We start from the raw sequence: 21,213 nt of genomic DNA on the forward strand, positions 1-21,213 counted from the left end.
TCCCTCACTTCTATTTTCTGACTGTTAATGAAGAAACTAATGCTAACCCAGCAGCTGCCACTAAAAATAAGAAAGCCATGCTATATGAGGCGGTCGCTGAAACTATTGCTCCAATGATAAGAGGGGCTACAAATCCTGCAACTTGTCCACCAAAGTTGACCACCCCAACTGAAGAGCCATATGTTTTTGCACCGATAATTTGCGCAACGTAACCAAAAGTTGTTGCAAAAGAGATTGATTTAACTAAGTAGGCTAATACCTCAAAAATGATGATTGCTGCTAATGATTTTGAACTATACATTCCGTACATAAAAAGCATCGTTAAGGCAGCGGTTGCTGAAATCAACCAACGTTCTTTTCCCTTAAAGAAGCGCACCATGATAAAGCCCGCACTAGCAGCCCCTAATCCAGCAGCAATCGAAGGTAATGGCACTAACCATGCTATTCCAGTTAGATTGATGTGACGCGCCGTTAATAAATAGGTTGGCATCCATGTATCTAGACCTTTGGTGATAGTATTTAAGCCAAAAATAATAAAGAAAAACGACCAAATTCTTTTATCCACTAATTTCCAATTAAACTTCCTACTTGCTGATTTAGTTACATTAGTAGTTAAAGGCCGTTCTTTCAGCCAATAAATTAATACATAGACCAACCCAATCAATCCCATGATATGAAAGGCGTTCCGCCAACCGAGGGTAGCTATAATCGGAGCAATTATTACTGGTGCCAGCGCTGAACCAACGTAATTAGAAGAAATAGCTACTGTTGTTGCCTGCGATTTAGCATCAGCAGGAAACTCTTCTGCTATCTGCTTTAAAGATGCGGTTGGATAACCACCTTCACCAATTCCAAATAAAACTCTAATTACTAAAAGTGAAGCAACAGACCACGCAAATCCTGTCAATACCGTAAAAAGTGACCACATTGCTAGTGAAAATACAATCATTTTCTTACTACCAAACCTATCAACTAACCATCCGCCAGGTACTTGCATCAATGAATATGAAAAGAAGAACGCAGATGCTACCCCACCCAAAGCGGCTGGTGATAAACCAAAATCCTTACCCACGTAAGCCAAAGCTATATTCATTGCAGAGCGGTCTATAAAGCAAATGATATAAGCAATGAAAATTAATGCCAACGTTGTGTAAGCATGACTAGTTACCTTTTGTTTCTTAGATGTTTGTTCCATAATATCTCTTCTTTCTCTCTAAAAAATGATAAATGATTTCTATTCCATTCCAAAAAGCCTGTCGACTGATATTTTCATTAACAGAATGATTATTTTGATCAAAGTTAGCAAAGGGAATTGTAAATGTTGGTACCTTTAACGTGTCGGTCCAAACGTAATTTGGAACAGTTCCCGGCATAATCGGCTCAATCAAGCAATCACCCGTTACTTCCCTAATAGTTTTAATCAATTCCATTAAGTAAGGAGAACTACTTTCCGTCTTACTTGGTGCTATTTCTGCTAAAAACTTAATTTCTAATTCCCCCCGAGCTAATTCTTCATGGTAAAGTTGTTCCAATTGGCTTCTAATTAATTCTGGCCTTTGCCCCCAAACAAGGCGACAATCACAGCGGATGAATGCTTTATATGGAATTACTGTTTTAAGTTTGGCACCGGTATAACCCGACTGCATCCCATTAATATTAAAAGTAGGCTCAAACATTAGCTTATGATAATAAGCCACGTTACTACCTGTTTGTCCTTGGGGCAATGGCAGTTTTTTAACCCACTCTAATTCTTGAGTTGTAGCCGGCTGGATATCTGCATAAAATCCAGGTATCTTAACACGCTTAGCTCGAAAATCGTAGCACTTATTTAAATAACCAATTAATTTTAAAGCTGCATTTTCGCTAACATTCCCAAAATTTCCAGAATGTAAATCTCTTGTTGCTACTTTTACCCCCAGTTCAAATGCCAATAAGCCGCGATTACCTAGTCTAATTACATTTTTTCCATTAACATTTTTCGAACCATCAATTACTAAGACATAATCGATATCAGCCAATAAGCTTGTTTGGTATTTTTGCACTAACTTATTTAAATCACGACTACCTTGTTCTTCTTGACCCTCAATTAAAATCTTGAGATTAATTGGCAGTTCATCATATTCTCGTAAATAAGTAGCAATTCCTAGAAGTTGAGCTAACAACTGACCTTTATTATCACCACATCCTCGACCGTAATACCGACCTGCTATTTCTGTTAATACAAAAGGCGGAGTTTGCCATCCTAAATCATCTGCTTCCATCACATCATAGTGACCATATAATAGTACTGTTTCTGAGTTCTTCCCCCGTAATTCAGTATATATAGCTGGGTTGGTTGAAGTCGGTAATAGTTCGACCTCACCGTTTAACTGTTCCTTTATGAAAGTTGTTAGAAATTTTAAACTTGCGACTACGCCCTCTCTAGTTGCTGAAATTCCTTTAAGTGCAATGAATTTTGCTAGGTATAGTTTAAATTCTTCAATTTGATTACCGTTAACCTTAAACAATAATTAGGACCTCCCTTTGTAAATTAATTATTGATTAGAATTTTACTAGACTTAAATTGGAAAATGAAATACAATTGTTGGTAATCTATATATCAATTTTGTTATATTAGGAGGTCCTTTTCATGAGATTAACTCAACTTGAATACTTCAAAGACGTGGCACAAACATTGAATATTAGCCAAACAGCTGCCGAGTTGCACGTTTCTCAACCGGCAATTAGTCGTAGTATTCATGAGTTAGAATCAGAATTAAATCTAAATCTATTTATTCGCAAAGGCAAAAAACTTTCTCTTAGTCAAGAAGGTTTAGTGTTTAAGCAAACGGTCGATAATATCTTTAATCAGCTAACTACCGGGTTACAACAATTAGAGCAGCTCAAACAGCACACTCAAAGTAGAATTATTTTTACAATTGCTAACTCCACTCCCTTGATGGTGGAAATTATCGAGCAGTTGCATCACTCTTTACCTGAAACAACAATTCTAGTAAGAGTCAACTCCCATAGTTTACCTGCCAGCAACCCAGGGTTTATTGACTATTACTATCAGCTAACAGACCATCCTCTTGCTGGTTACCAAAGTGTCCCGCTTCTCACTGAAAGAATCGGCATTTTAGTAAGCAATAGTTCCTCTTTGGCTAAACTTTCAGCACTTTCCCTAGCTGATTTAGATACAGGTTTAATCAAATTAAGCACCTCACCGTTTCAAGCGCTAGTCGATCGCTACTTAACTAATCACCAAGTAGCTCTTCCAACCGTAATTACTACCGGTGACCGTAAAATCATCTGTGATATGGTTAGCCATAACCTAGGGATAGCTTTTATTCCAGAATTTTCTTGGCATGCCTACCTAAATTCACAACAGGTCTGCTTTGTGCCCTTAAAAGACGAACAACTTCAACGGACTATCTATTTAAACTACATTCAACCTAAAGAATCGGAATTCCATCATAAAGTTGTGACGAGTATTCAAAAGTACTTTACTAAATACCAAACAAGAAAGGGGCATTTTCAATGAATCGCGAACTTTTTATTAAAGCACTACTTCATAGTGCTCTAACAGCCACTCCCCTTAAAGTTCCTGGAAACTCTAGTAACTTCTCTCTTAGTAACACCTGGTCTATTCCCAACACCTCCCTAGTCGGTAAAAGTTGTTACTTCCTCGGCTCTTCTATTACCTATGGGGCAGCTGCTAATGGTGTTTCCTTTCCAGACTATCTGGCTAAACAATACGGATTAACAATTATTAAAGAAGCAGTCTCGGCTACAACCTTAGCAGATAAATATATTGAAATCTCTTGGCCCTATCACAATAACTCTGAAAAGCTAGCTATCGCGAACTTTTTTACGGGTAACCAAGCACAAAAAGCGGGCTATTCATACCTAGCCCGTTTCAAAAAGTATTTACTTAAATTACCTGCACCTGACTTGTTTGTCTGCCAACTTTCAACAAATGACAGTCGCAATGGTGTTCCCATAGGGAAGATAACTCCAAACTCACAGTTAACTAACTTCGATACCACCACAACTTTAGGCGCTATCGAGACACTCTGCGCCACTATAAAACAAAACTGGAATTGCCCCTTAACCTTCTATACTTGTCCCCGAAAAGATGAAAGCTACCATCAGTTAATTCGGTACTTACAAAAACTTCAATCCAAATGGCACTTCAACCTTATTGACTTAGCAAATAATGCACCCTTTTTGGCTAAGCTTTATAGCAACCCTATCTATATGGCTGATGATGCTCATCCCACCATGGCTGGTTACAAGGAAGTTTGGACTCCCTTCTTTTATCACGAATTAGCTAAAATTATCGGTGTCTAACATTCTCCTCCAAATATCCCAAAATTTAAGGATATTCGGAGGAATTTTTTAGTTGAGCTTTTATTGTCAGAAGCAATTTTAAAATGTACCTTTTAAAACAGTAGTTATTATCTTATTGAAAACCTCACCAAAAAAGCCCTATGAAACTAACACGTTCCATAAGGCTTCAAATCTTATTTTTTTGCCAAAATTCGCTAATTATTTACAGTATCTTCATCCACACAAGCGTACTGATAAATAGCATATGGTATCCAAACTAGTAATATTAGCGGCCATAGAAATAGTAGCAATACAACTTGCCAACATCCCCATTTCTTACTACTACTCGTCTCTACAGTTTTGTTTAATTTAGAACTACTAGTTTCTGCAGCAACAGTAGTTGGCTTAGTTTTACTTGCTTTTTTAATATCACCTATAGTCGGAATTACTGAAAAAGTTGTCTTGTGATAAATTTTATTATATAGTGCCTTTTTAGGATTATTAATCCATCCCATTCCCTTCTTACCGTAGTAAGGATTGATAGCACGTTTTACTGTTCTCTTAGCCCTACCAGTTGTCATAGCGCTAATTGAGCGTTTTAAGCTAGGTTTTCTTGGACCAAATTTCATAAATTATCACCTCAAAGCTTTCCTATAACCAGCAGCTTGCGCATCTGCTTCAGTGTTAAAGTAAACAGCGTTAGCTGAATTCATGCGATAATTAGCTTGACCGGGAACATGATAGATGTGGGAATTAGCGTTACCAACAATTACACCCGCACTATCTGTATCCATATCTCCATGTTGTCCACCACCATTCCCGACTCCTGTGTTTTGAGCAGCAACCGCAGCACTCGATGAAGCAGCTGCTGCACTGGCTGAAGATGCAAAACTTTCTGATTCGGACGCTGCCGCTATACTTTCTGAAGCTGCAATGGAACTTGACACCGACATTGATTCGCTCGCAGCCCTTGAACTACTTGCTGCTAAAGAAGAACTTTCCTCACTTGCACGTTTAGCAGCACTTTCTGACGCTTTGAGTCTACTAGAAGCTTCTTTAGCTTCCTTAATGGCCACTACTTCTTTAGCATAATATTTTGATTTAATGGTAACCAATAGCGACTTACCAGTAAGTTGTTTATTAGTATAGATTCTCAACCCTGCTTTAGGAGTTTTCTTATCTAATTCAATCTCACTTTCAAATTTTCCCTTTTTAGAAACCTTTACTTTTGAAGGGCCACCATCTACATCAAAGTAAACATACTTGGTATGATGAGCAATCCCGCTAATTACAGCTATCCTACTAGCATCAGTAACAACTTCATAATGATGGTTACCTAACTTCTTACCACTAACTTTACTTACATCAGCCTGAACCTGTGCTGTTTCTTGTGAAGAACTCTTAGTCTCCTTGCTATTATTTAAGTCACTTCCTGCACCAATGATTAGAAAAATCACCAATGCAATCGTCCCTAATTTAGCAGGAAATATTAAGCGCTGAATCTTAACCTTCTTTAAAACCCCTAACTTTCCTAACAGTGCAATTATTACAATAGATAGCAAAGTATATACAGCAAAAAAAATTGCAATCTTTATGACACTCATAAGAATCAAGCCAATTAAAATAAACCCAATAACTGAGACTAAATACGGTCTTTCCTTAAATAACCTCTTTAACTTCTCTAGATACTTCTCCATAACTATACCCACTCTCTTTAGCTTCAATAATATTTTATGCGAGACGTATATTAATCTATAACCTCTGATTAATCACATCTTAAACTCTAAATAATTATTGCTAATTTCAATTTACTATATCTTTTTTAGTAAATCAAGTAGAGAATAAGTATGCTTATTAATTTGAGCTACCCTTCTCAATAGAAGGATCTAACACAAAAATCTAACAGTGTACCATCGCACTGTTAGGTTAATAAAATATCTACTTCTACATTAAGGTAAAGTAATTATTAAATACGTCATAATCCTATCTCGGCTCTTAGCATTCACATTTAATTAAATAGAAGCTAGGAAGAATTTATATTCCTCTTTAGTTAAATAGGGCAATTTGCTATTTTTATAAATACTATCTACTGTACTTTTCAGATATTTTTTCATTTGCCTATATCCATCAAGTAGCTTAACAGTATTCGCAAGTTTCATCGAATTGATACCATTTTGGCGGTATTGTTTGACCGTAACTCTACTTACCCCGATCATTTTTTCTATCTAGTAATCTGTTAGATTTTTATCGCTTAACAGCAATTCAATTTTGTTTGTGTCAATAATCATTTTGATTCTTCTGCTATATAAAATGTAGAATAACATAGAAAAGCGTGTAACTTCTTCTACATTATTAAAAAGAATATAGTTTTTCCTTTCCTAATTTTATTTACTACCGTTAACACCAGTATTCCCATATCCCAACTCGAGGGTAATGACAGCGACTGACTCTTGTAGCTTAAGGGTGTAGCCCACCCCATTTATTTTTACAGTAAAGCAAGTAAGTTTCTCACGGCATTTTCGTCTCTGTCCATAACTACCCCGCACTCATAATAAACATACTCGTTATGTTTCGTCCCATGTTGCTTGTTGCCGTCAAGTTCGACTTTATCTTCACCGGTCTTGACATGGCCACAAGCAGAACAACGCTGGGTACTTGGATAGTAACGGTCCGCTAAGATTAACTCCTTGCCATACCATTCACACTTATATTTTAAAACTTGCTTGAAATAGCCAAACATTGACCGGTGTAAGCCTTTAGACGCAACGTGGCTCATCTGCATTTGCTTGACAGCCAAGTCTTCGATGGCAATCCGCTCATAGTCGTTAACTAACATGGTGGTAAACTTTTGGACAATATCATGTTGAATATTAGCGACTTTGCGATAATCACGTTGTAACTTGGCTCTCGTCTTAACGTAATTATTTGCTTGGGTCGCTTTCTTTCCATTTACCAACCGTTTTCTAGCTAAGAGGCGTTGGTAATGCTTAATGCGTTTGTACAAAGCTTTTAAATTGTTAGGCAAGGTCTTAACTTGACCTTCAGGATAGTCAAAGTGACCGACGTTAACGTCAACTGCTGTCTTTTGCCCGGTTTTAGTTTTCTTCGTCACCTTAACTTCAAAGGGTAAGCTCGCCCAGTACTTACCATTTTCACAGTAAATAGAGACGATTTTTAAGTCACCATTTAAGTCGTCAGCGTCTTTAAAACTAATATCAGCCTAGGCTTTAACCCGCTGCGGCTTATCCAACCATAACTTACCATTAACAATCTGAGCCCGGTCAGTTTTAAAACCTTGGCGGGCTGTCTTTTTAGACTTAAACTTTGGTTTGCCCCAATCCGGTAATGACTTCTTAAAGAAGTTTTGCCAAGCTTTACCTAAGTCAGAAGTGGAGTCAGAAATGGCTAGCTGTAAACAACGGGCCGACAGTTAGTACTGCCAATCTTCCTTGTTAGCAACTAATTCGTCCCGAACCTTACGTTCACTTGGACGTAATTTTTTATCTCCTAAAACTAAGGAAGCATCATACATATCATTCCATAAAGCTATGCCTTGATTCCAACAATACCTGCTATAATCACATAAATCATCAAGCACTTGTTTCATAATTTGATTAGGATATAGCCTAACCTTTTGTACGCATAGCATGGTCTCACCTCCTATTACAGAGATGATAGCACTTTCTTAAATAAAATTAAAAACATAAGTTCTATAATATATCAATCCTACATTTTTTATTTTCTGATTGACTATAATTCTATATTTTTGGTAACAGTTAAACTCCTCCCCTTTTTATTCCACTATTATAGCCAAATAAAATTTGCTATTTGTATTTGCTTCGATTAATAAAAAAGTTCTAACTTGATACCCTCAAGTTTTGTAGATACTAAAAAATTAAATTAGTACATACACCCTTTGTATCAAAATATAAGGTAGTTACTCGAATTGCTAGTTCGTAATAATTAACAAAAATAGCCTAACAGAGTTAGACTCAAAGTGACATTAAAAAAAGGAGTCCTAATTGTATTGATTTTCAAGCTCGTTTTAATCATCAACGTGCTCAATTTAAAATACTAATTAATCGGTTCGTCCCTCATTGTTTCATCGATTGTCGTAATGCTGGTAACACTAAGCTTGCTGATGAAGATTTATTAGCTCTAATGTGTCTTAAAGTTTATTATCAACTTACAACGTGGATGGCTCTCTATCGTCTGGTTAAGAACATCTTACCTGGATTAACGATGATTGAGTATTCTCGCTTTACCAGACGCATTAAACAGATGGGAACTGTATTACAGGTTATCCGTCAAGGATTATCATCCTGGACAAATCCGGAATCAGTCGCAATCATTGACAGTTATCCTCTACCGTTATGCCAATACGTTCGCAACCTTCATGCTAGTGTGTTCGCTGGCTATGCTGATCTAGGCTACAACGCTACGAAGAAACAACATTTTTACGGTTTTAAGGTCCATATGGTCGCAACACCAGGTAGATTAATCCTTAATTATGTTGTAACACCCGCTTTGGTGTCTGATGTCAAGGTAGCTTTGACTGTAACCCAAGATTGTCCTTGTTCAAACATTTTGGCTGATGTTGGTTATATAAGCAAGGATTTGCGTACTGCCTTTGCACAAAGAGGTTATACGTTTTGGACGCCATATCGATCAAATATGAAGGAGCTAAGGAACACAATAATCCAGTTTTAAAACGGACCAGACGACTAATTGAAACGACATTTTCAAAGCTCACTGCAGCAGGAAGTGAGCATACTTGTACTCGAAGTTTGGCCGGATTGCGAGCTCAAATCGAATCTATTATCATGGCCCATAATCTGAGAATTTTAGGCAATGGCAATGTTACAAACTAGCAATTCACGTATAAAATACAAATTTATTTTTAGTATATTTATTTTTTACCAAGTTAACATTATAATTATTGTTAAAGATATAAATGAAAAAATGATAGGAGTTGAAATCTTATGATAGGCCAAACAGTTAGAAATTTACGCAAGCAGAAAAGAATTTCCCAAACAGAATTGGCTAAAATTCTACACGTCTCACAGCAAACCATAACAGCATGGGAGACCGGCAAAGCTGAACCTTCTAGCTCTGCTGTATCGAATCTCGCCGACTACTTCAACGTCACCACGGATTATTTGCTGGGGCGGCCGGAGAAGCAAACTGAATCCAGACAGCAAACCATCAGCGAGGCTATTGATACTGCTATGGCTAATGATGGCAAGGAACTAGATCAACACGACAAGGATGTAATCAAAAGCCTAATCGAAGCTTATCTTGATAATAAAAAGTAGGTGATCGGATGGATAAACACATTGTGGATTTATTGGATAACTTAAACATTGAGCTTAAGTATACTGACATCCATAAAAACGGAATCTACCTACCTAAGCTTAACTGAATTTTAATTAATAATAATCTACCTGAAAAGCTACAGGAAATTACCATCCTTCATGAGCTCGGCCATGCCGCCCTTCAACAAGGTGAAACTGAGCTATACCACACTACATATAATCTGCACGCTAAAATGGAAGCGGGCGCAAACAAATTCATGTTGCAGGAAGAAGTTACTTCATATTTAGCAGAAAACGGCAAGGATGGTTTTAATGCTGTGAATTTTTTAGAGAGATATAACCTCCCACTCAATTTTGAGGGGCTAGTATCAGATATGATTGCTGGGATGTGATTAGATGTTCAATGATATTTTAAAAGAACTACGATTAGGTAAAAAATGGACTCAAGGAGAATTGGGTCAAAAACTTCATGTATCGGATAAGACGATAGGCTCTTGGGAACGGGGCACTCGTCAACCAAATCTAGAAACTATCAACAAAATAGCTACCATATTCGAGGTTAGTACAGATTACCTTTTGGGGATGGGTACTAATAATATATTTGGGCTTAGATTAAAAAAATTACGTTCCAAAACAAATGAAATTCAAGATGCTATTGCTAGAAAAATTGGAATTTCTAGAGCTGTATACTCGCATTTGGAAAATGGTAGAAACGAACCGGACAACGAAACATTAATCAAACTAGCCAGTCATTACAATGTTACTACTGATTACTTACTTGGACACCTAGAAAGAAATAAAAATACTATGATTGGAGGTAAAATAAAGCAATTAAGAAAACAACACCATTTATCGCAAGAAGATTTGGCTAGTAAGATTGGTGTCACCCAAACGACTGTTACAGCATGGGAAAATAATAAAAGTATTCCCGGTGCTGATACCCTATTGTTTATAGCTGATTATTTCAAAGTTTCTGCTGATGAATTATTAGGTAGAAATACCAATTACCATACTAATAATTTAGATGAAATGATAGATATAGCTGATACTTTTGGGGACGTTTTTCTATTGCCTAAAGACAAAAGAATTATACGTGGAATAATTAAAGGTTATTTAGACAGTTAATTGCACATACACTAAAACCAGTAGCAATCTTAACTTCTAATAAACAAAATAAAAACTAAGGATTTATTATTAACTAGGAGGAATTTTTTATGGTTACTTTTTTAGCAACATTATTTTTTGTAGGGATGCTAATTTTTATAGTTGGTTTAGGTTGGTTAATTTTTTCTTTGATTAAAAAATCTAAGAATTTTAAAGTACCTGCTATACTCATGGCTGTTGGTGCAGTATGTGCAATAGCTACATTTTTCATTCCGTTTAACGATGAAGAAACACCTACGTCAACAGCTGAAACTTCGTCAGTATCTGAAAATAGTACATCCACAGCAAGTAAAAGTAGCTCTTCCATAAAATATGCCGGCTTAAACGAAGAGCTTAATAATGGTACTTATGGCATCAAGATTACGCAAGTTGATCAAAACTTTAATGAACATGGTCAAACATTATTAAACAGCGACGATATACCATCACTTAAGTTGTCTCAAGATAACGGGATTCAAATAACCGTTGACTATTCAAATATCAATTCATCAGAAAACTTTTTACCATCAATATTTGACTTTGCGGTTTATGATGACGATGGTAAAACTGGTGAAATTATCAATCAGCAAGATGGTCAAACTAAAGTATCAAAGGGACATACTGGTACTACTCATTTTTGGGTAAACCTTCAAAAGCCGTATGCAAATACTAAGTATGTAGAAATCGAATACAGTAATGCACACTTTAAAATCCCATTAAATCACTAAAACTTGCTTAATAGGCATTTTTTAACGTCTCACTAAAAGATATTGAGAAATAAGTTTTGGAACACTTCGACGCTACCGTTGAGTTTACAGAATTTGCTAAGGCCGAAGAATATAGACGCAGCTTGGAATTAGCTACTGAAGTGTAAATACAATCTAAAAGTAGATAAAAATAATTACCTACCGATTGAAAATAAACTATAAGACCAAGGGAGAAAGGATATTAAGTTATAAATGGTTTCCGACTTAAACAAAAATAAAACATTTATCAAAAGTATGCACATTAACCAATTTAGAGCGCTAGAAAACCTAACTATTGATATTGGTGAAAAACTAACGCTAATTGGTGGAATTAATGGTGTTGGAAAAAGTTCAATATTAGGTATGCTAGCACAAATTTGTAGCTTTAAAGTCCATAAAGAACTCGAAGAAACAGAAGAAAATGAAAAAGCTCCAAATTTATATAGGACTATTTATGGTAATAGTTTTGAAAGTGACTTCGGTAATCATTTCAAAATTTCTGAGAAATTTGATACTCCTGATAAAGAATACAAAGTTGAATTTGATATAAATGATGCTTTGGAGGAGCTAGTATATAAGGCAACTTTGCAATCAACATCACGAAATCGTAATTTACGTCTTGTTTTACGACGCACTGAGTCCATCAACAGCAATACTTCACGAAACGTTACTTTTCCTGTAATTTACCTAGATTTAAGAAGACTTACTCCTTTTGCAAGTCGTAAATTACAATATGTAGAGGTTTTAAACGACGAAGAAAAAGAACGTTTCAAAAAAATTTCAAATCAAATTTTTACTCCAATATATACTACTGATAATCCTGATACACTTATAACTTCTAACAAAGATAACATTAGTTCAACTGTTCTATCTAATGGTAATTACGATATTGTTGGAGCTTCAACTGGTGAAGATAATCTTGGACAAATAATATCTGCGCTACTGTCGTTTGTTAGATTAAAAAGGGAGTACAATAATTATAAAGGTGGCCTTTTACTTATTGATGAATTAGACGCTAGTCTTTTTCCAAAGGCACAGATTGGATTATTAGAGGTTCTAAGAAAATTTTCGTCTAAATACAACATCCAAGTTGTTTTTACTACTCATTCAGCTACAATTATTTCAAAAATGCTGTATTTCAAAGAACAATCTAGACTTAATAAAGCAAACAATAATGATATTGGGATTAATTTTTTAAATAACCCAACAGGAAAAATAGAAAACTATGGTCACTTTTCGTTCAAAGAAATGGTGGCATCTCTAAATGTTGAACCACTAAAAAAAGCTAGTAACTTTAAAATTAATTGCTATTGTGAAGATGAGGAAGCTTATGCTTTCCTAGATAGTATAATTACTAAGGAGCAAAAAAAGAAACTTAACCTTATGAAAAAAATTACTTTAGGTGGAGATCAATTATTATCTCTGTCTAAAGCAAAAGTTCCTGAATTTTCCTCTCTTTCGTTAATAATACTGGATGGTGATAAAAGAAATAAAGCCAAGAATACTAAAAATATTCTCTTCTTACCTTCGAAAACTCCACCTGATCAACTGATGTTTCACCTACTAGATAATGAGCAGCCTGATAGTCCGTACTGGAATATAGATACTAGTAATTGGAATAAACAAATATTTAGAAATATGGAAGTCACTCAAAATATTTGTTCTAATTTTAAATATTCTCCTAATAAACACTCTTATTTACCTTTAAAAAATAATACAGGAGCTACTCGAGATTACTTCAAAATTTGGTTTAAAGAAAATAAAAAAATTCTAAAAGCGGCAAAAACTAATCCTATAAAAAAAATTTGGAAACCAAATAATAAAAAAATTGTTGCTAAATTTCAGGAAGAGTTAAACAAAAAAATAGATAATCTATATTCAAAAAATAATTTTTTATCATAGACGTATATTATTTACTATCCTTAAAAGTTTATAGTCAGCACTCAAAAAGTAGTGTAGTATCTAAAGTGAGGTGATAGGTATGCCAGTAACGAAGTCCCCATTGCGTTATCCAGGAGGGAAAACACAGTTAGCAAGTTACGTAAAGCACTTATTGGATATTAATAATACACATAAAACATATATCGAGCCCTTTGCTGGTGGCTTTGGTGTAGCACTTGAATTACTGTTTGATGGTTCCGTTGAAGAAGTAGTTCTTAATGATTATGATTCTTCAATTTTTGCTATTTGGAATTCGATTCTCAATAATTATGATGATTTTAAGAACCTACTTATTAACACACCCCTAACCATCAACGAATGGCATAGACAACAACAAATACATTTAAAATTTAAAAATAATCCTACCTCTGTAGAAAACGGCTTTGCAACCTTCTATCTAAACAGAACTAACCGAAGCGGCATTATTAAGGCCGGTCCTATTGGTGGTTTAAATCAAGCAGGCAAATATAAATTAGACTGTCGTTTTAACAAAGAAAGCTTACTTAAAAAAATTGAAAACATTCATAATTTCAAAGAAAAAATCCATATTTATAATTTAGATGCCAATGAATTTATTGCTAATAATTTAAAACAGTATGACCATCATAGTACATTTATCTTTTATGATCCTCCATACTTTAAACAAGGTCAAAATTTGTATCTGTCTTTTGTAGACCGAAATGACCATTCAATATTAGCTAATAACATTCTAAAGTTCAGTAATAATTACAAATGGATAACAACCTATGATTTAGAAGAAGATATAAGGTATTTATATTCACCTTATGTTAAAGCTTATAAGTATAGTCTAAATTACTCGGCCGGAAAAAAACGTAAATCAGAAGAGTATCTTTTTGCCAATAATAATACATTAGTCGATTCATTTGATAAGGTTAACCTCTTGCAAATCTAGTATTAAACCCGTCGATTTTGACGGGTTTAAAAATACATCTAAAAGAACATCAGTTTTAATTTATAAAAGGAGGAATCAGTCATGGCAGAAATTTCTAAACGTGGATCAGTTTACCAAGTTAGAATCTACTGGATTGAAGATGGAAAACGCAAATCTAAGTCAAAGTCTGGCTTTAAAACTAAACGCGAAGCACAGATTTATGCTGCTGAACTTGAGACCTTAAAAGCACGTAACTTTATTTCTCAAAATTCCAAGACACCCTTCCCTGAATATTTCTGGGCCTGGTTTGAAACTTATAAAGAATCATCTGTTTCTGAACGTACGAAATTAACCTATAAGAATGCGTTTAACGTGCTTAAAAGGCATTTGTCTGGAATAACTATTGAAGAAATGGATAGACGCTTGTATCGAAAATTTATAGCCAACTTTGGCAAAAATCACGCTAAGTCTACTGTTTCAAAGTTCAATTCTTTATACCACGCTTGCGTTAAAGACGCAATGTATGATGGCGACGTGACCAAAGACTTTATAGAAGGCACGGATATTGTTTACAATCGAGCAAAGACTAGACAAATTGAGTATCTGAACATTGAGGAAACTAAAAAACTAGCTAATTATTTGACTGCTACACTTAATCATAACTTCACAGCTAAATATATGATCTTACTTGCTATTGCCACAGGGGCGCGCCTGGGCGAAATTCAAGCACTTACCTGGAAAGATATCAACTTTAATTTCCATACAATAAACATTAATAAATCTTGGAATGAAACCTTAAAAGACTTCCAACCGACTAAAAATGAGTCCTCAAAACGAATTATTAGGGTTAACAAGAATACACTTAATTATTTAAATGAATTAAAACAAAACCATCATGATATGGTATTTGTAAATCAATATAATACTGTCCCTACCTCTTCAGCGGTAAATAAAACACTGAGAGCCTGCTTAAAGGAATTAAACATCGGTAAACCAAGTTTTCACTTTCATAGTTTACGGCATACTCATGTTGCTTATTTATTATCTGAAAATATTGACCTTTATATTATATCTAAGCGCCTGGGTCACTCAGATATTTCTACAACATCCAGGGTATATTCTTACCTAATTGACGAATACAAAAATCGAGCTGATAATCAAATTGAAAATATCGTTGATAAATTATTTAGCAAAGTCGAAGCTAAACAAAATATTCTATAATCTAATTTGTGTGTAAAATGTGTGCAGACTTTTTAAAAACATACTAAAACATATGGAAACTCAGAAATAAAAAAACACCGACAAACGTTATTATATCAACTTTTGTCGGTGTTTTTGAAATTATTTAAACTATAACATATTGTTCATAAAAAGGAGAGTACAGGATTTGAACCTGCGCGCCGGTGTTACCGGTTCGCCGGATTTCGAGTCCGGTGCATTACCACTCTGCCAACTCTCCATAACAATATAAATTATAACAAATTTAGGCAGAAATTCAATCCTTTTTTAGTGGCAGATACTTAAAAATAACTACCAATTTTCTCTTACATTGCAATACTAAAAAATAACCCCCCTATCCCAAATCGAGATAGGAGGCTACACACACTAATTAAAGCCATACATCTTTCGCGCAAGTTTGTAAACACCCAACGCCGTTTTTCTGCCTAGTTTCCATGGTAAATTAACCCCGGTTCCAAACAAGCCCCAGCGTAATTCCCGGTAAAGGTGAGTATCTTTGCGTTTAATATAATTCCACAAAGCGGTCTTCTTACGTAGGCTCTCCTTACTACCATCCTTTAGCAATAGAATAGAAGAAACAGTGGTAATGATTTCCAGGTAACGGAACATGTAATTAGCTAGCGCCGGGTCAAGCTGGGCTTCATTTTTGGCGTAGAAATTAATCATTAACCGGTTAACCTTTAGCTGTTGGTCAATACGCCCAATCATTACTTGTTCGTTAACAGACTGATCGTCACGGCCGATGAAGTAATGGTAGAAATTAACATCTAGGTAATAGATATTCTTTACATACCGTAAAGGCTCGAAGACATAGAGGTTGTCGACATAAAAGGTATGGTGAGGTAGCTCTAATTGAGCTTGTCCTACCACGACATCACGCCGATAAATTACCGAGTGCATTAGCAAGTATTTGCCTAGTGGAAAATGAACTTCATCCCAAGAAAAGACTCGGTCGGTTGGTAAAAAGCTACTGTACTCCATAGCCTTTTTATGCTTAACCCCTTGCTTATCGTAGATAAAATTACTGATTAACATGTCAACTGCATCTTTTTTAAGACTTTCCTTTTCTAAAAAGTCCAAAATTTCTCGTAAGGCATTTTCATCAACCCAGTCATCGCTATCAACTACTTTCACAAAAAAACCAGTGGCAGCGTGTAACCCAGTCGTAACTGCTTTACCGTGGCCACCATTTTCTTGGTGTAGTGCTCGTACAATTTCCGGGTAACGTTGCTCATAATCGTCCGCAATTTGGGCGGTGTTATCCTTAGAACCATCATCCACCAACAATATTTCCAGCCGTTCACCCCCAGTTAACAGGGTTTCAATGGCATGCTCCATGTAATCTTGAGCATTATAACAAGGAATGATGACACTTAATATTTTCATAAAAAACAATCCTAACTTTTACATAGTCCTTTTTATTTTAGCATTTTTTGCCAAAACAATGAATGTTTATTCTGAAAATTCTTTTCGCAAGCATTGAACGCCCTTTTAGCTACAACTGTGTTATACTTAGTTAATAAATGTTTAGGAAGGGACTTGATTAGATGAGCTTATATCAATTATACGCTGGTTGCTTTTTTTTCGTAGAAGAAGTTGATAAGACCTCTTTTCAATACCTACTCTACCTCCGCCTTCCTTATTATTTGGCTGACAGAGTCGGGTTGGACCCAGCAGATGAAAACCTACTTCCCGCCCTTAACTACTCATTTGATTACCAGCTAAATTCAACGCACGACCGCTTCACCCAGCTATTAGCACATATCCACTTGAATCACCACGATTTCACCTTGGACTTGTTAAAAATGCCTGAACTGTGCTTCATTACTAAGCACCGCTGCAAGGAAGTTAAGGTGACAGACGAGAATAGTGAATATTTTGGCCAAGTGATGCAAGAAGCTTTACCTGACCCCGAAGCCGTCTACCTAGATCCAAATGAAATTGCCTATAAGCTGACCCCCGAGGATATGCCCTTAGTTGAGTGGACCCTCAATTTCGAACCTCTCGATACCTATGAAGAATTGATTAATTACTACCACAACGATAACTAACTTAAACTAAACCAGCCTATGATTGAAACGTGAACATTCAATCATAGGCTGGTTATATTTATGGCAGTATTTTAAGATAGACGCACCTAATATCGGTTAGGATTTTCCCACATGCGTGGACTTAACCCTTTCTCCTACAATCTCGGCTAAGCATGCTTTGATATAGTCCCCCTGTACCATGTCCGTGTTAGTAGCATATTTACATACATGCTATTATGAAGTACTTGCAATTTAGAATATGAAAAGGGGTAACTATTTCTAGCTGCCCGCTGTCTTGATAGCCAATATTGATTTCGAGTCGCTATTAGCTAAATTTACATTCTTATTAAGTTAAATAGATCCCAATGACTTAGGTACAGAGAGTGTGATGAACTCAGAATTTACATTCCTTTTAAGTTAAATAGATTCCTTATATCCAATTGATATAGACCCTAGTCAATGAAAGGGTTTACATCCCTCTTAAGTTAAATAGATTCTACTAACAAGAATCCACTTTACCCTGAATTTAAGTTGTTTACATTCCTCTTAAGTTAAATAGATTCCGGTGACCTAATAAAACACGTCTATGACGTTAAAAAGTTTACATTCCTCTTAAGTTAAATAAATTCACTGCACTCCCAAACCCCCGTACTACCAACTAGTTTTCACATACATTCTGTCTATCACTAAATTTCACTCTCAATTACATATTACTTTTTTCCATAAATTCTTTCAAGTCCCTTAATATCAACCTTTTTGTTATCTGTCGATACTAGTACTGTTTCACCTTATCTTAGGTCGACAGATACTAGCGCTCTATAACAAAATATCACTAGTAAAAATGCACTTCACCACAACAATTTTGCAGCTAAATTTTCTTATGAGAAAAAGTCCAGTGAACCAAGAAACGTGATGATGCTTACCCTAAAAACGTTAAAAACATCGATAATAATCACTTAATTCAAACCTTAAATACCCTACTTTAACAACGGATAAAAAACTAGCCCATGTTTTGAATGTCGCTAATCCTAAATTTGCTAAATACTCAAATGGCCCTATTGAAGGAATCGACCGTAAAATCAAGCTACTCAGACGCCTTAGTTTCAGCATGCCTAATTTCACCAATATGAAGAAACGCATCATTCTTTGGTTGAATTTCAAGCCAAAGAAAAAGAATTCTAAGAAAATTGCACTGATTTCTTAGAATTCTTTGAAAATGATGCACACAAAGTTTTGGGCAGAGCCATTTCTATAATCTAAATATCCATTTAAATATACCACCAACAAAAGTAAAAAAACCAATGATAAAGAAAGCATAAACAAGTATCTCGTCAATGGATGGCCAGCCTAGCGCTCCCCCAATCATTCCTAAAATTAAACCAACCAAAGCACCAACTGCCATCCATAATAAAGTTATGCCGTCGCCTTTTTTCCATTTATACAGTTTCATCCACTTCACCTCCATTGATGTTATTGTTTTATCACCTAAAGAACTTTCCTATGATTATGAAGGGAAGAACAAGAAGTATGATGCCTCCAAATAAAAACATATATACAAGGTTTTTGAAAGCATGAAATAACTTAATAAATAGTTCGACTACTGTAATATCATATATACCACAAATCAAAGCGATAATAACACCAATCGCAACTGTAATTCCACAAATAACTGCATAAAAAATATGTTTTCCATTTATATAGTTTAACTCCACACTCTCGCCAACGCTAATTTTATCTACTTTTTTCCTTCGCAATTTAAATATTCGATTAACTACCACACCAATAAAGTAAGAAAAACAATAAATAATCAAAAAAGATGACCATACTCGTTTTATTAAATCCAAACCAAAAACTGAGGAAAACCAAATTAGTATAACACCAAATAAAATACCAACTAAAACAACTAACCAGTCATCTTTTGTTACTTTGTGTCTCTTAAATTTCATTTTCCCCATCTCCATTGGCGCTATGCGTTTATTTTCACTATCTATAGTTTGAAGATTCCAGCAATAAGTGAAATAAGACCACAGATAAATAGAAATACAAAAAAATAGACAACGGCATCATTATATGCATTATATATAGCATCCCCAACGTTAGGGAAAAACAAATATAATACAATAACAATAATCACCGGGGTTGCCATTTTTATACCATCGCCCTTTTTAGGCTTATACAATTTCATTTTTCTCACCTCCATTGGTGTGATCAGTTTTTTTCTGTATTTATTAGACCACCTTCAAGGAGTTTTCCCTTCGCGGAAATTTCATCATAAACAATAGTTTTATACTACCCTTCCTAGTAGTTACGCCTCCTGAACTTTTCCTAAAGCCTACTTGGAATTTACTAGTTTTCATACCCTTTTCTATATCTACTTTAAAGAGAACGTATCAGTGCTTACCATCATCCATGCTTTTCCCTCCAAAATATAAAAGCACTCACCTTATTTTTTGAATACTTGAGCTTTATAAAACTTAACAATTTGGCCTACACTGATTTTATCAGTTTTGTCTACTACAAACGTATTTCTATCTGAAATAGGAACTCCAATAATAGTATACGTTATATCATTGATTTTAGCTTGATCACCAATCCATATTTCTTCTGGTAATTCTTTGTTAGTAATTAAAACAGTTCTTTTAGGAGTTGAAAATTTATTAATAATTTTTATCTCATTCATTTTTCACTTTCTCCTTCCAAGATTGTAAGTTAGCTTCAATTTCTAGAATTTCTTCTTCATTTATATTTCTCCTAAGTTAAATAGAATCTACCTTGAATACGTTTTCGATACACCCATAATCTCTGTCAGAAATCGTGAATGCTCGTCAACATTCACAATCTAATCTTTCTTAATTTTCTTCTAATTCATTAGATACCGTTTTTTTACTGAAGATACTAAAGACTAATAACTTTTCACAGGCCTGCATCCAATACGTTACCATATGGACTCTTTATCCCATACTTCACTGTGATGTCCATCTTTTCATCCTTAACAGTAGATATCAAAAAAGAGCCTTTGCAGACTCACTCTCGTTCTTACAATCTAAATATCCATTTAAAGATACCGCCAATAAAGGTAATAAAGCCAATAATAAAGAAAACCGGAATGATTATGTCGTCAATTGAAGTAACACCTAAAATCGAGAGCGGCAATGCAATAACGCCACCAATTAAAATAGCTACTAAACACCCTAATAGCTGTTTTCCATCGCCTTTTTTCCATTTATACAATTTCATCTTTCCCACCTCCATTGGCGCTATGCGTCTATATCTATGCTAATTATACCACCTTCAAGGAGTTTTCCCTTCGCGGAAATTTCGTCACAAACAATGTTTTTATACTACTCTTCCTAGTAGTTACGCCTTCCGAACTTTCCCTAAAGTTTACTTGGAATTAACTAGTTTTCACACCCGTTCTGCCTAGCATCCGTTTTCACTCTCAACTATATATGCTTTTTTCCGTCAATTCTTTCCAAAACAGTAGTTTCAACCTTTTGTTGCCTATCGATACTAGTACTATTTTAGCTTACCTTCAACCAACAGATACAAGTACATCACCAGTAAAAAATTTAGAATATGAAAAGGGACAACTATTT

General features: G+C 35.1%; 19 protein-coding genes, 1 tRNA gene and 4 pseudogenes. 12 read left to right on the forward strand and 12 right to left on the reverse strand.

Annotated elements, in window-relative coordinates:
* Positions 1-10: 10 nt before the first annotated feature.
* Complete coding sequence (locus FC14_RS09240) at positions 11-1,195, reverse strand: MFS transporter (RefSeq protein ID WP_056977624.1); 1,185 nt, start codon at positions 1,193-1,195, stop codon at positions 11-13.
* Entirely contained in the window at positions 1,179-2,507 is a 1,329-nt protein-coding gene (locus FC14_RS09245) for a M20/M25/M40 family metallo-hydrolase (RefSeq protein ID WP_056977625.1), read from the reverse strand. The genes FC14_RS09240 and FC14_RS09245 overlap by 17 nt, the downstream gene beginning before the upstream one ends.
* Positions 2,508-2,629: 122 nt before the next feature.
* Between FC14_RS09245 and FC14_RS09250 the strand changes: the two genes are divergently transcribed.
* Together FC14_RS09250 and FC14_RS09255 are read left to right on the forward strand one after the other, a co-directional pair.
* Entirely contained in the window at positions 2,630-3,523 is an 894-nt protein-coding gene (locus FC14_RS09250) for a LysR family transcriptional regulator (protein ID WP_056977627.1), read from the forward strand.
* On the forward strand, positions 3,520-4,332 hold the full coding sequence (locus FC14_RS09255; RefSeq protein WP_056977629.1) for an SGNH/GDSL hydrolase family protein: 813 nt from the start codon (positions 3,520-3,522) through the stop codon (positions 4,330-4,332). The genes FC14_RS09250 and FC14_RS09255 overlap by 4 nt, the downstream gene beginning before the upstream one ends.
* A 428-nt stretch (positions 4,333-4,760) precedes the next feature.
* Here FC14_RS09255 and FC14_RS09260 read toward each other — a convergent pair.
* From FC14_RS09260 to FC14_RS09270, 3 genes and pseudogenes are all read right to left on the reverse strand, one after another.
* A pseudogene (locus tag FC14_RS09260) lies at positions 4,761-4,940 on the reverse strand (hypothetical protein); the annotation flags it as partial.
* Positions 4,941-4,946: 6 nt separating this feature from the next.
* On the reverse strand, positions 4,947-6,008 hold the full coding sequence (locus FC14_RS09265; protein WP_056977631.1) for a sunset domain-containing protein: 1,062 nt from the start codon (positions 6,006-6,008) through the stop codon (positions 4,947-4,949).
* A gap of 788 nt (positions 6,009-6,796) precedes the next feature.
* Positions 6,797-7,960: pseudogene (locus tag FC14_RS09270) on the reverse strand (RNA-guided endonuclease InsQ/TnpB family protein).
* Between the two features lie 353 nt (positions 7,961-8,313).
* On the opposite strand from FC14_RS09270, the pseudogene FC14_RS11145 reads away from it, so the two are divergent.
* The 8 genes and pseudogenes from FC14_RS11145 (at position 8,314) to FC14_RS09305 (ending at position 15,569) form a co-directional block, all read left to right on the forward strand.
* Positions 8,314-9,182 (forward strand): annotated as a pseudogene (locus tag FC14_RS11145) (IS982 family transposase).
* A gap of 111 nt (positions 9,183-9,293) precedes the next feature.
* Positions 9,294-9,626 (forward strand): helix-turn-helix domain-containing protein, encoded by a 333-nt coding sequence (locus tag FC14_RS09280; RefSeq protein WP_056977633.1) that lies wholly within the window; start codon positions 9,294-9,296, stop codon positions 9,624-9,626.
* A gap of 113 nt (positions 9,627-9,739) precedes the next feature.
* Positions 9,740-10,018, forward strand: coding sequence for an ImmA/IrrE family metallo-endopeptidase (locus FC14_RS11150; RefSeq protein WP_420890266.1), 279 nt, complete (start codon positions 9,740-9,742; stop codon positions 10,016-10,018).
* A 4-nt stretch (positions 10,019-10,022) separates the two neighbouring features.
* The gene (locus FC14_RS10980) at positions 10,023-10,751 is read left to right on the forward strand and encodes a helix-turn-helix domain-containing protein (protein WP_056977634.1); all 729 of its coding nucleotides are present in this window, start codon (positions 10,023-10,025) and stop codon (positions 10,749-10,751) included.
* A gap of 89 nt (positions 10,752-10,840) precedes the next feature.
* Positions 10,841-11,497 carry a hypothetical protein gene (locus FC14_RS09290; RefSeq protein ID WP_056977636.1) on the forward strand — a complete coding sequence of 219 codons (657 nt, stop codon included), beginning with the start codon at positions 10,841-10,843 and terminating at the stop codon, positions 11,495-11,497.
* A 231-nt stretch (positions 11,498-11,728) separates the two neighbouring features.
* Positions 11,729-13,417 carry an AAA family ATPase gene (locus FC14_RS09295; RefSeq protein WP_056977639.1) on the forward strand — a complete coding sequence of 563 codons (1,689 nt, stop codon included), beginning with the start codon at positions 11,729-11,731 and terminating at the stop codon, positions 13,415-13,417.
* A gap of 79 nt (positions 13,418-13,496) precedes the next feature.
* Positions 13,497-14,369, forward strand: a complete 873-nt coding sequence (locus FC14_RS09300) for a DNA adenine methylase (RefSeq protein WP_056977640.1) — start codon at positions 13,497-13,499, stop codon at positions 14,367-14,369.
* Between the two features lie 81 nt (positions 14,370-14,450).
* Positions 14,451-15,569 (forward strand): site-specific integrase, encoded by a 1,119-nt coding sequence (locus FC14_RS09305; protein ID WP_056977643.1) that lies wholly within the window; start codon positions 14,451-14,453, stop codon positions 15,567-15,569.
* A gap of 151 nt (positions 15,570-15,720) precedes the next feature.
* Here FC14_RS09305 and FC14_RS09310 read toward each other — a convergent pair.
* Both FC14_RS09310 and FC14_RS09315 read right to left on the reverse strand, forming a co-directional pair.
* Positions 15,721-15,807, reverse strand: a tRNA-Ser gene (locus FC14_RS09310).
* A 146-nt stretch (positions 15,808-15,953) separates the two neighbouring features.
* Entirely contained in the window at positions 15,954-16,973 is a 1,020-nt protein-coding gene (locus FC14_RS09315) for a glycosyltransferase family 2 protein (protein ID WP_056977645.1), read from the reverse strand.
* A 161-nt stretch (positions 16,974-17,134) separates the two neighbouring features.
* Between FC14_RS09315 and FC14_RS09320 the strand changes: the two genes are divergently transcribed.
* Together FC14_RS09320 and FC14_RS11155 are read left to right on the forward strand one after the other, a co-directional pair.
* Positions 17,135-17,638, forward strand: coding sequence for a hypothetical protein (locus FC14_RS09320; RefSeq protein ID WP_050612355.1), 504 nt, complete (start codon positions 17,135-17,137; stop codon positions 17,636-17,638).
* 982 nt (positions 17,639-18,620) lie between these two features.
* A pseudogene (locus FC14_RS11155) lies at positions 18,621-18,821 on the forward strand (transposase); the annotation flags it as partial.
* Between the two features lie 45 nt (positions 18,822-18,866).
* Here FC14_RS11155 and FC14_RS09325 read toward each other — a convergent pair.
* The 5 genes from FC14_RS09325 to FC14_RS09345 form a co-directional block, all read right to left on the reverse strand.
* On the reverse strand, positions 18,867-19,067 hold the full coding sequence (locus tag FC14_RS09325; RefSeq protein ID WP_056977647.1) for a hypothetical protein: 201 nt from the start codon (positions 19,065-19,067) through the stop codon (positions 18,867-18,869).
* A 31-nt stretch (positions 19,068-19,098) separates the two neighbouring features.
* Positions 19,099-19,563, reverse strand: coding sequence for a hypothetical protein (locus FC14_RS09330; protein WP_056977649.1), 465 nt, complete (start codon positions 19,561-19,563; stop codon positions 19,099-19,101).
* Positions 19,564-19,604: 41 nt separating this feature from the next.
* Positions 19,605-19,802, reverse strand: a complete 198-nt coding sequence (locus FC14_RS09335; RefSeq protein ID WP_056977651.1) for a hypothetical protein — start codon at positions 19,800-19,802, stop codon at positions 19,605-19,607.
* Between the two features lie 258 nt (positions 19,803-20,060).
* Positions 20,061-20,297: a hypothetical protein gene (locus FC14_RS09340; RefSeq protein WP_056977652.1), complete on the reverse strand. Its 237-nt coding sequence runs from the start codon at positions 20,295-20,297 to the stop codon at positions 20,061-20,063.
* 356 nt (positions 20,298-20,653) lie between these two features.
* On the reverse strand, positions 20,654-20,854 hold the full coding sequence (locus FC14_RS09345) for a hypothetical protein (protein WP_056977654.1): 201 nt from the start codon (positions 20,852-20,854) through the stop codon (positions 20,654-20,656).
* Positions 20,855-21,213 lie beyond the last annotated feature (359 nt).

This window comes from Ligilactobacillus agilis DSM 20509, from assembly GCF_001436215.1.
In the GTDB taxonomy this organism is placed as follows: domain Bacteria; phylum Bacillota; class Bacilli; order Lactobacillales; family Lactobacillaceae; genus Ligilactobacillus; species Ligilactobacillus agilis.

What these genes read in the sequence shown, in the direction of transcription:
- FC14_RS09240 (WP_056977624.1), bottom strand. Translation starts at nt 1,195, where the DNA reads ATGGAACAAACATCTAAGAAACAAAAGGTAACTAGTCATGCTTACACA.
- FC14_RS09280 (WP_056977633.1), top strand. Translation starts at nt 9,294, where the DNA reads ATGATAGGCCAAACAGTTAGAAATTTACGCAAGCAGAAAAGAATTTCC.
- FC14_RS09290 (WP_056977636.1), top strand. Translation starts at nt 10,841, where the DNA reads ATGGTTACTTTTTTAGCAACATTATTTTTTGTAGGGATGCTAATTTTT.
- FC14_RS09315 (WP_056977645.1), bottom strand. Translation starts at nt 16,973, where the DNA reads ATGAAAATATTAAGTGTCATCATTCCTTGTTATAATGCTCAAGATTAC.
- FC14_RS09265 (WP_056977631.1), bottom strand. Translation starts at nt 6,008, where the DNA reads ATGGAGAAGTATCTAGAGAAGTTAAAGAGGTTATTTAAGGAAAGACCG.
- FC14_RS09255 (WP_056977629.1), top strand. Translation starts at nt 3,520, where the DNA reads ATGAATCGCGAACTTTTTATTAAAGCACTACTTCATAGTGCTCTAACA.
- FC14_RS09250 (WP_056977627.1), top strand. Translation starts at nt 2,630, where the DNA reads ATGAGATTAACTCAACTTGAATACTTCAAAGACGTGGCACAAACATTG.
- FC14_RS09345 (WP_056977654.1), bottom strand. Translation starts at nt 20,854, where the DNA reads ATGAAATTGTATAAATGGAAAAAAGGCGATGGAAAACAGCTATTAGGG.
- FC14_RS09300 (WP_056977640.1), top strand. Translation starts at nt 13,497, where the DNA reads ATGCCAGTAACGAAGTCCCCATTGCGTTATCCAGGAGGGAAAACACAG.
- FC14_RS09295 (WP_056977639.1), top strand. Translation starts at nt 11,729, where the DNA reads ATGGTTTCCGACTTAAACAAAAATAAAACATTTATCAAAAGTATGCAC.
- FC14_RS09340 (WP_056977652.1), bottom strand. Translation starts at nt 20,297, where the DNA reads ATGAATGAGATAAAAATTATTAATAAATTTTCAACTCCTAAAAGAACT.
- FC14_RS09330 (WP_056977649.1), bottom strand. Translation starts at nt 19,563, where the DNA reads ATGAAATTTAAGAGACACAAAGTAACAAAAGATGACTGGTTAGTTGTT.
- FC14_RS10980 (WP_056977634.1), top strand. Translation starts at nt 10,023, where the DNA reads ATGTTCAATGATATTTTAAAAGAACTACGATTAGGTAAAAAATGGACT.
- FC14_RS09320 (WP_050612355.1), top strand. Translation starts at nt 17,135, where the DNA reads ATGAGCTTATATCAATTATACGCTGGTTGCTTTTTTTTCGTAGAAGAA.
- FC14_RS09335 (WP_056977651.1), bottom strand. Translation starts at nt 19,802, where the DNA reads ATGAAATTGTATAAGCCTAAAAAGGGCGATGGTATAAAAATGGCAACC.
- FC14_RS09305 (WP_056977643.1), top strand. Translation starts at nt 14,451, where the DNA reads ATGGCAGAAATTTCTAAACGTGGATCAGTTTACCAAGTTAGAATCTAC.
- FC14_RS09325 (WP_056977647.1), bottom strand. Translation starts at nt 19,067, where the DNA reads ATGAAACTGTATAAATGGAAAAAAGGCGACGGCATAACTTTATTATGG.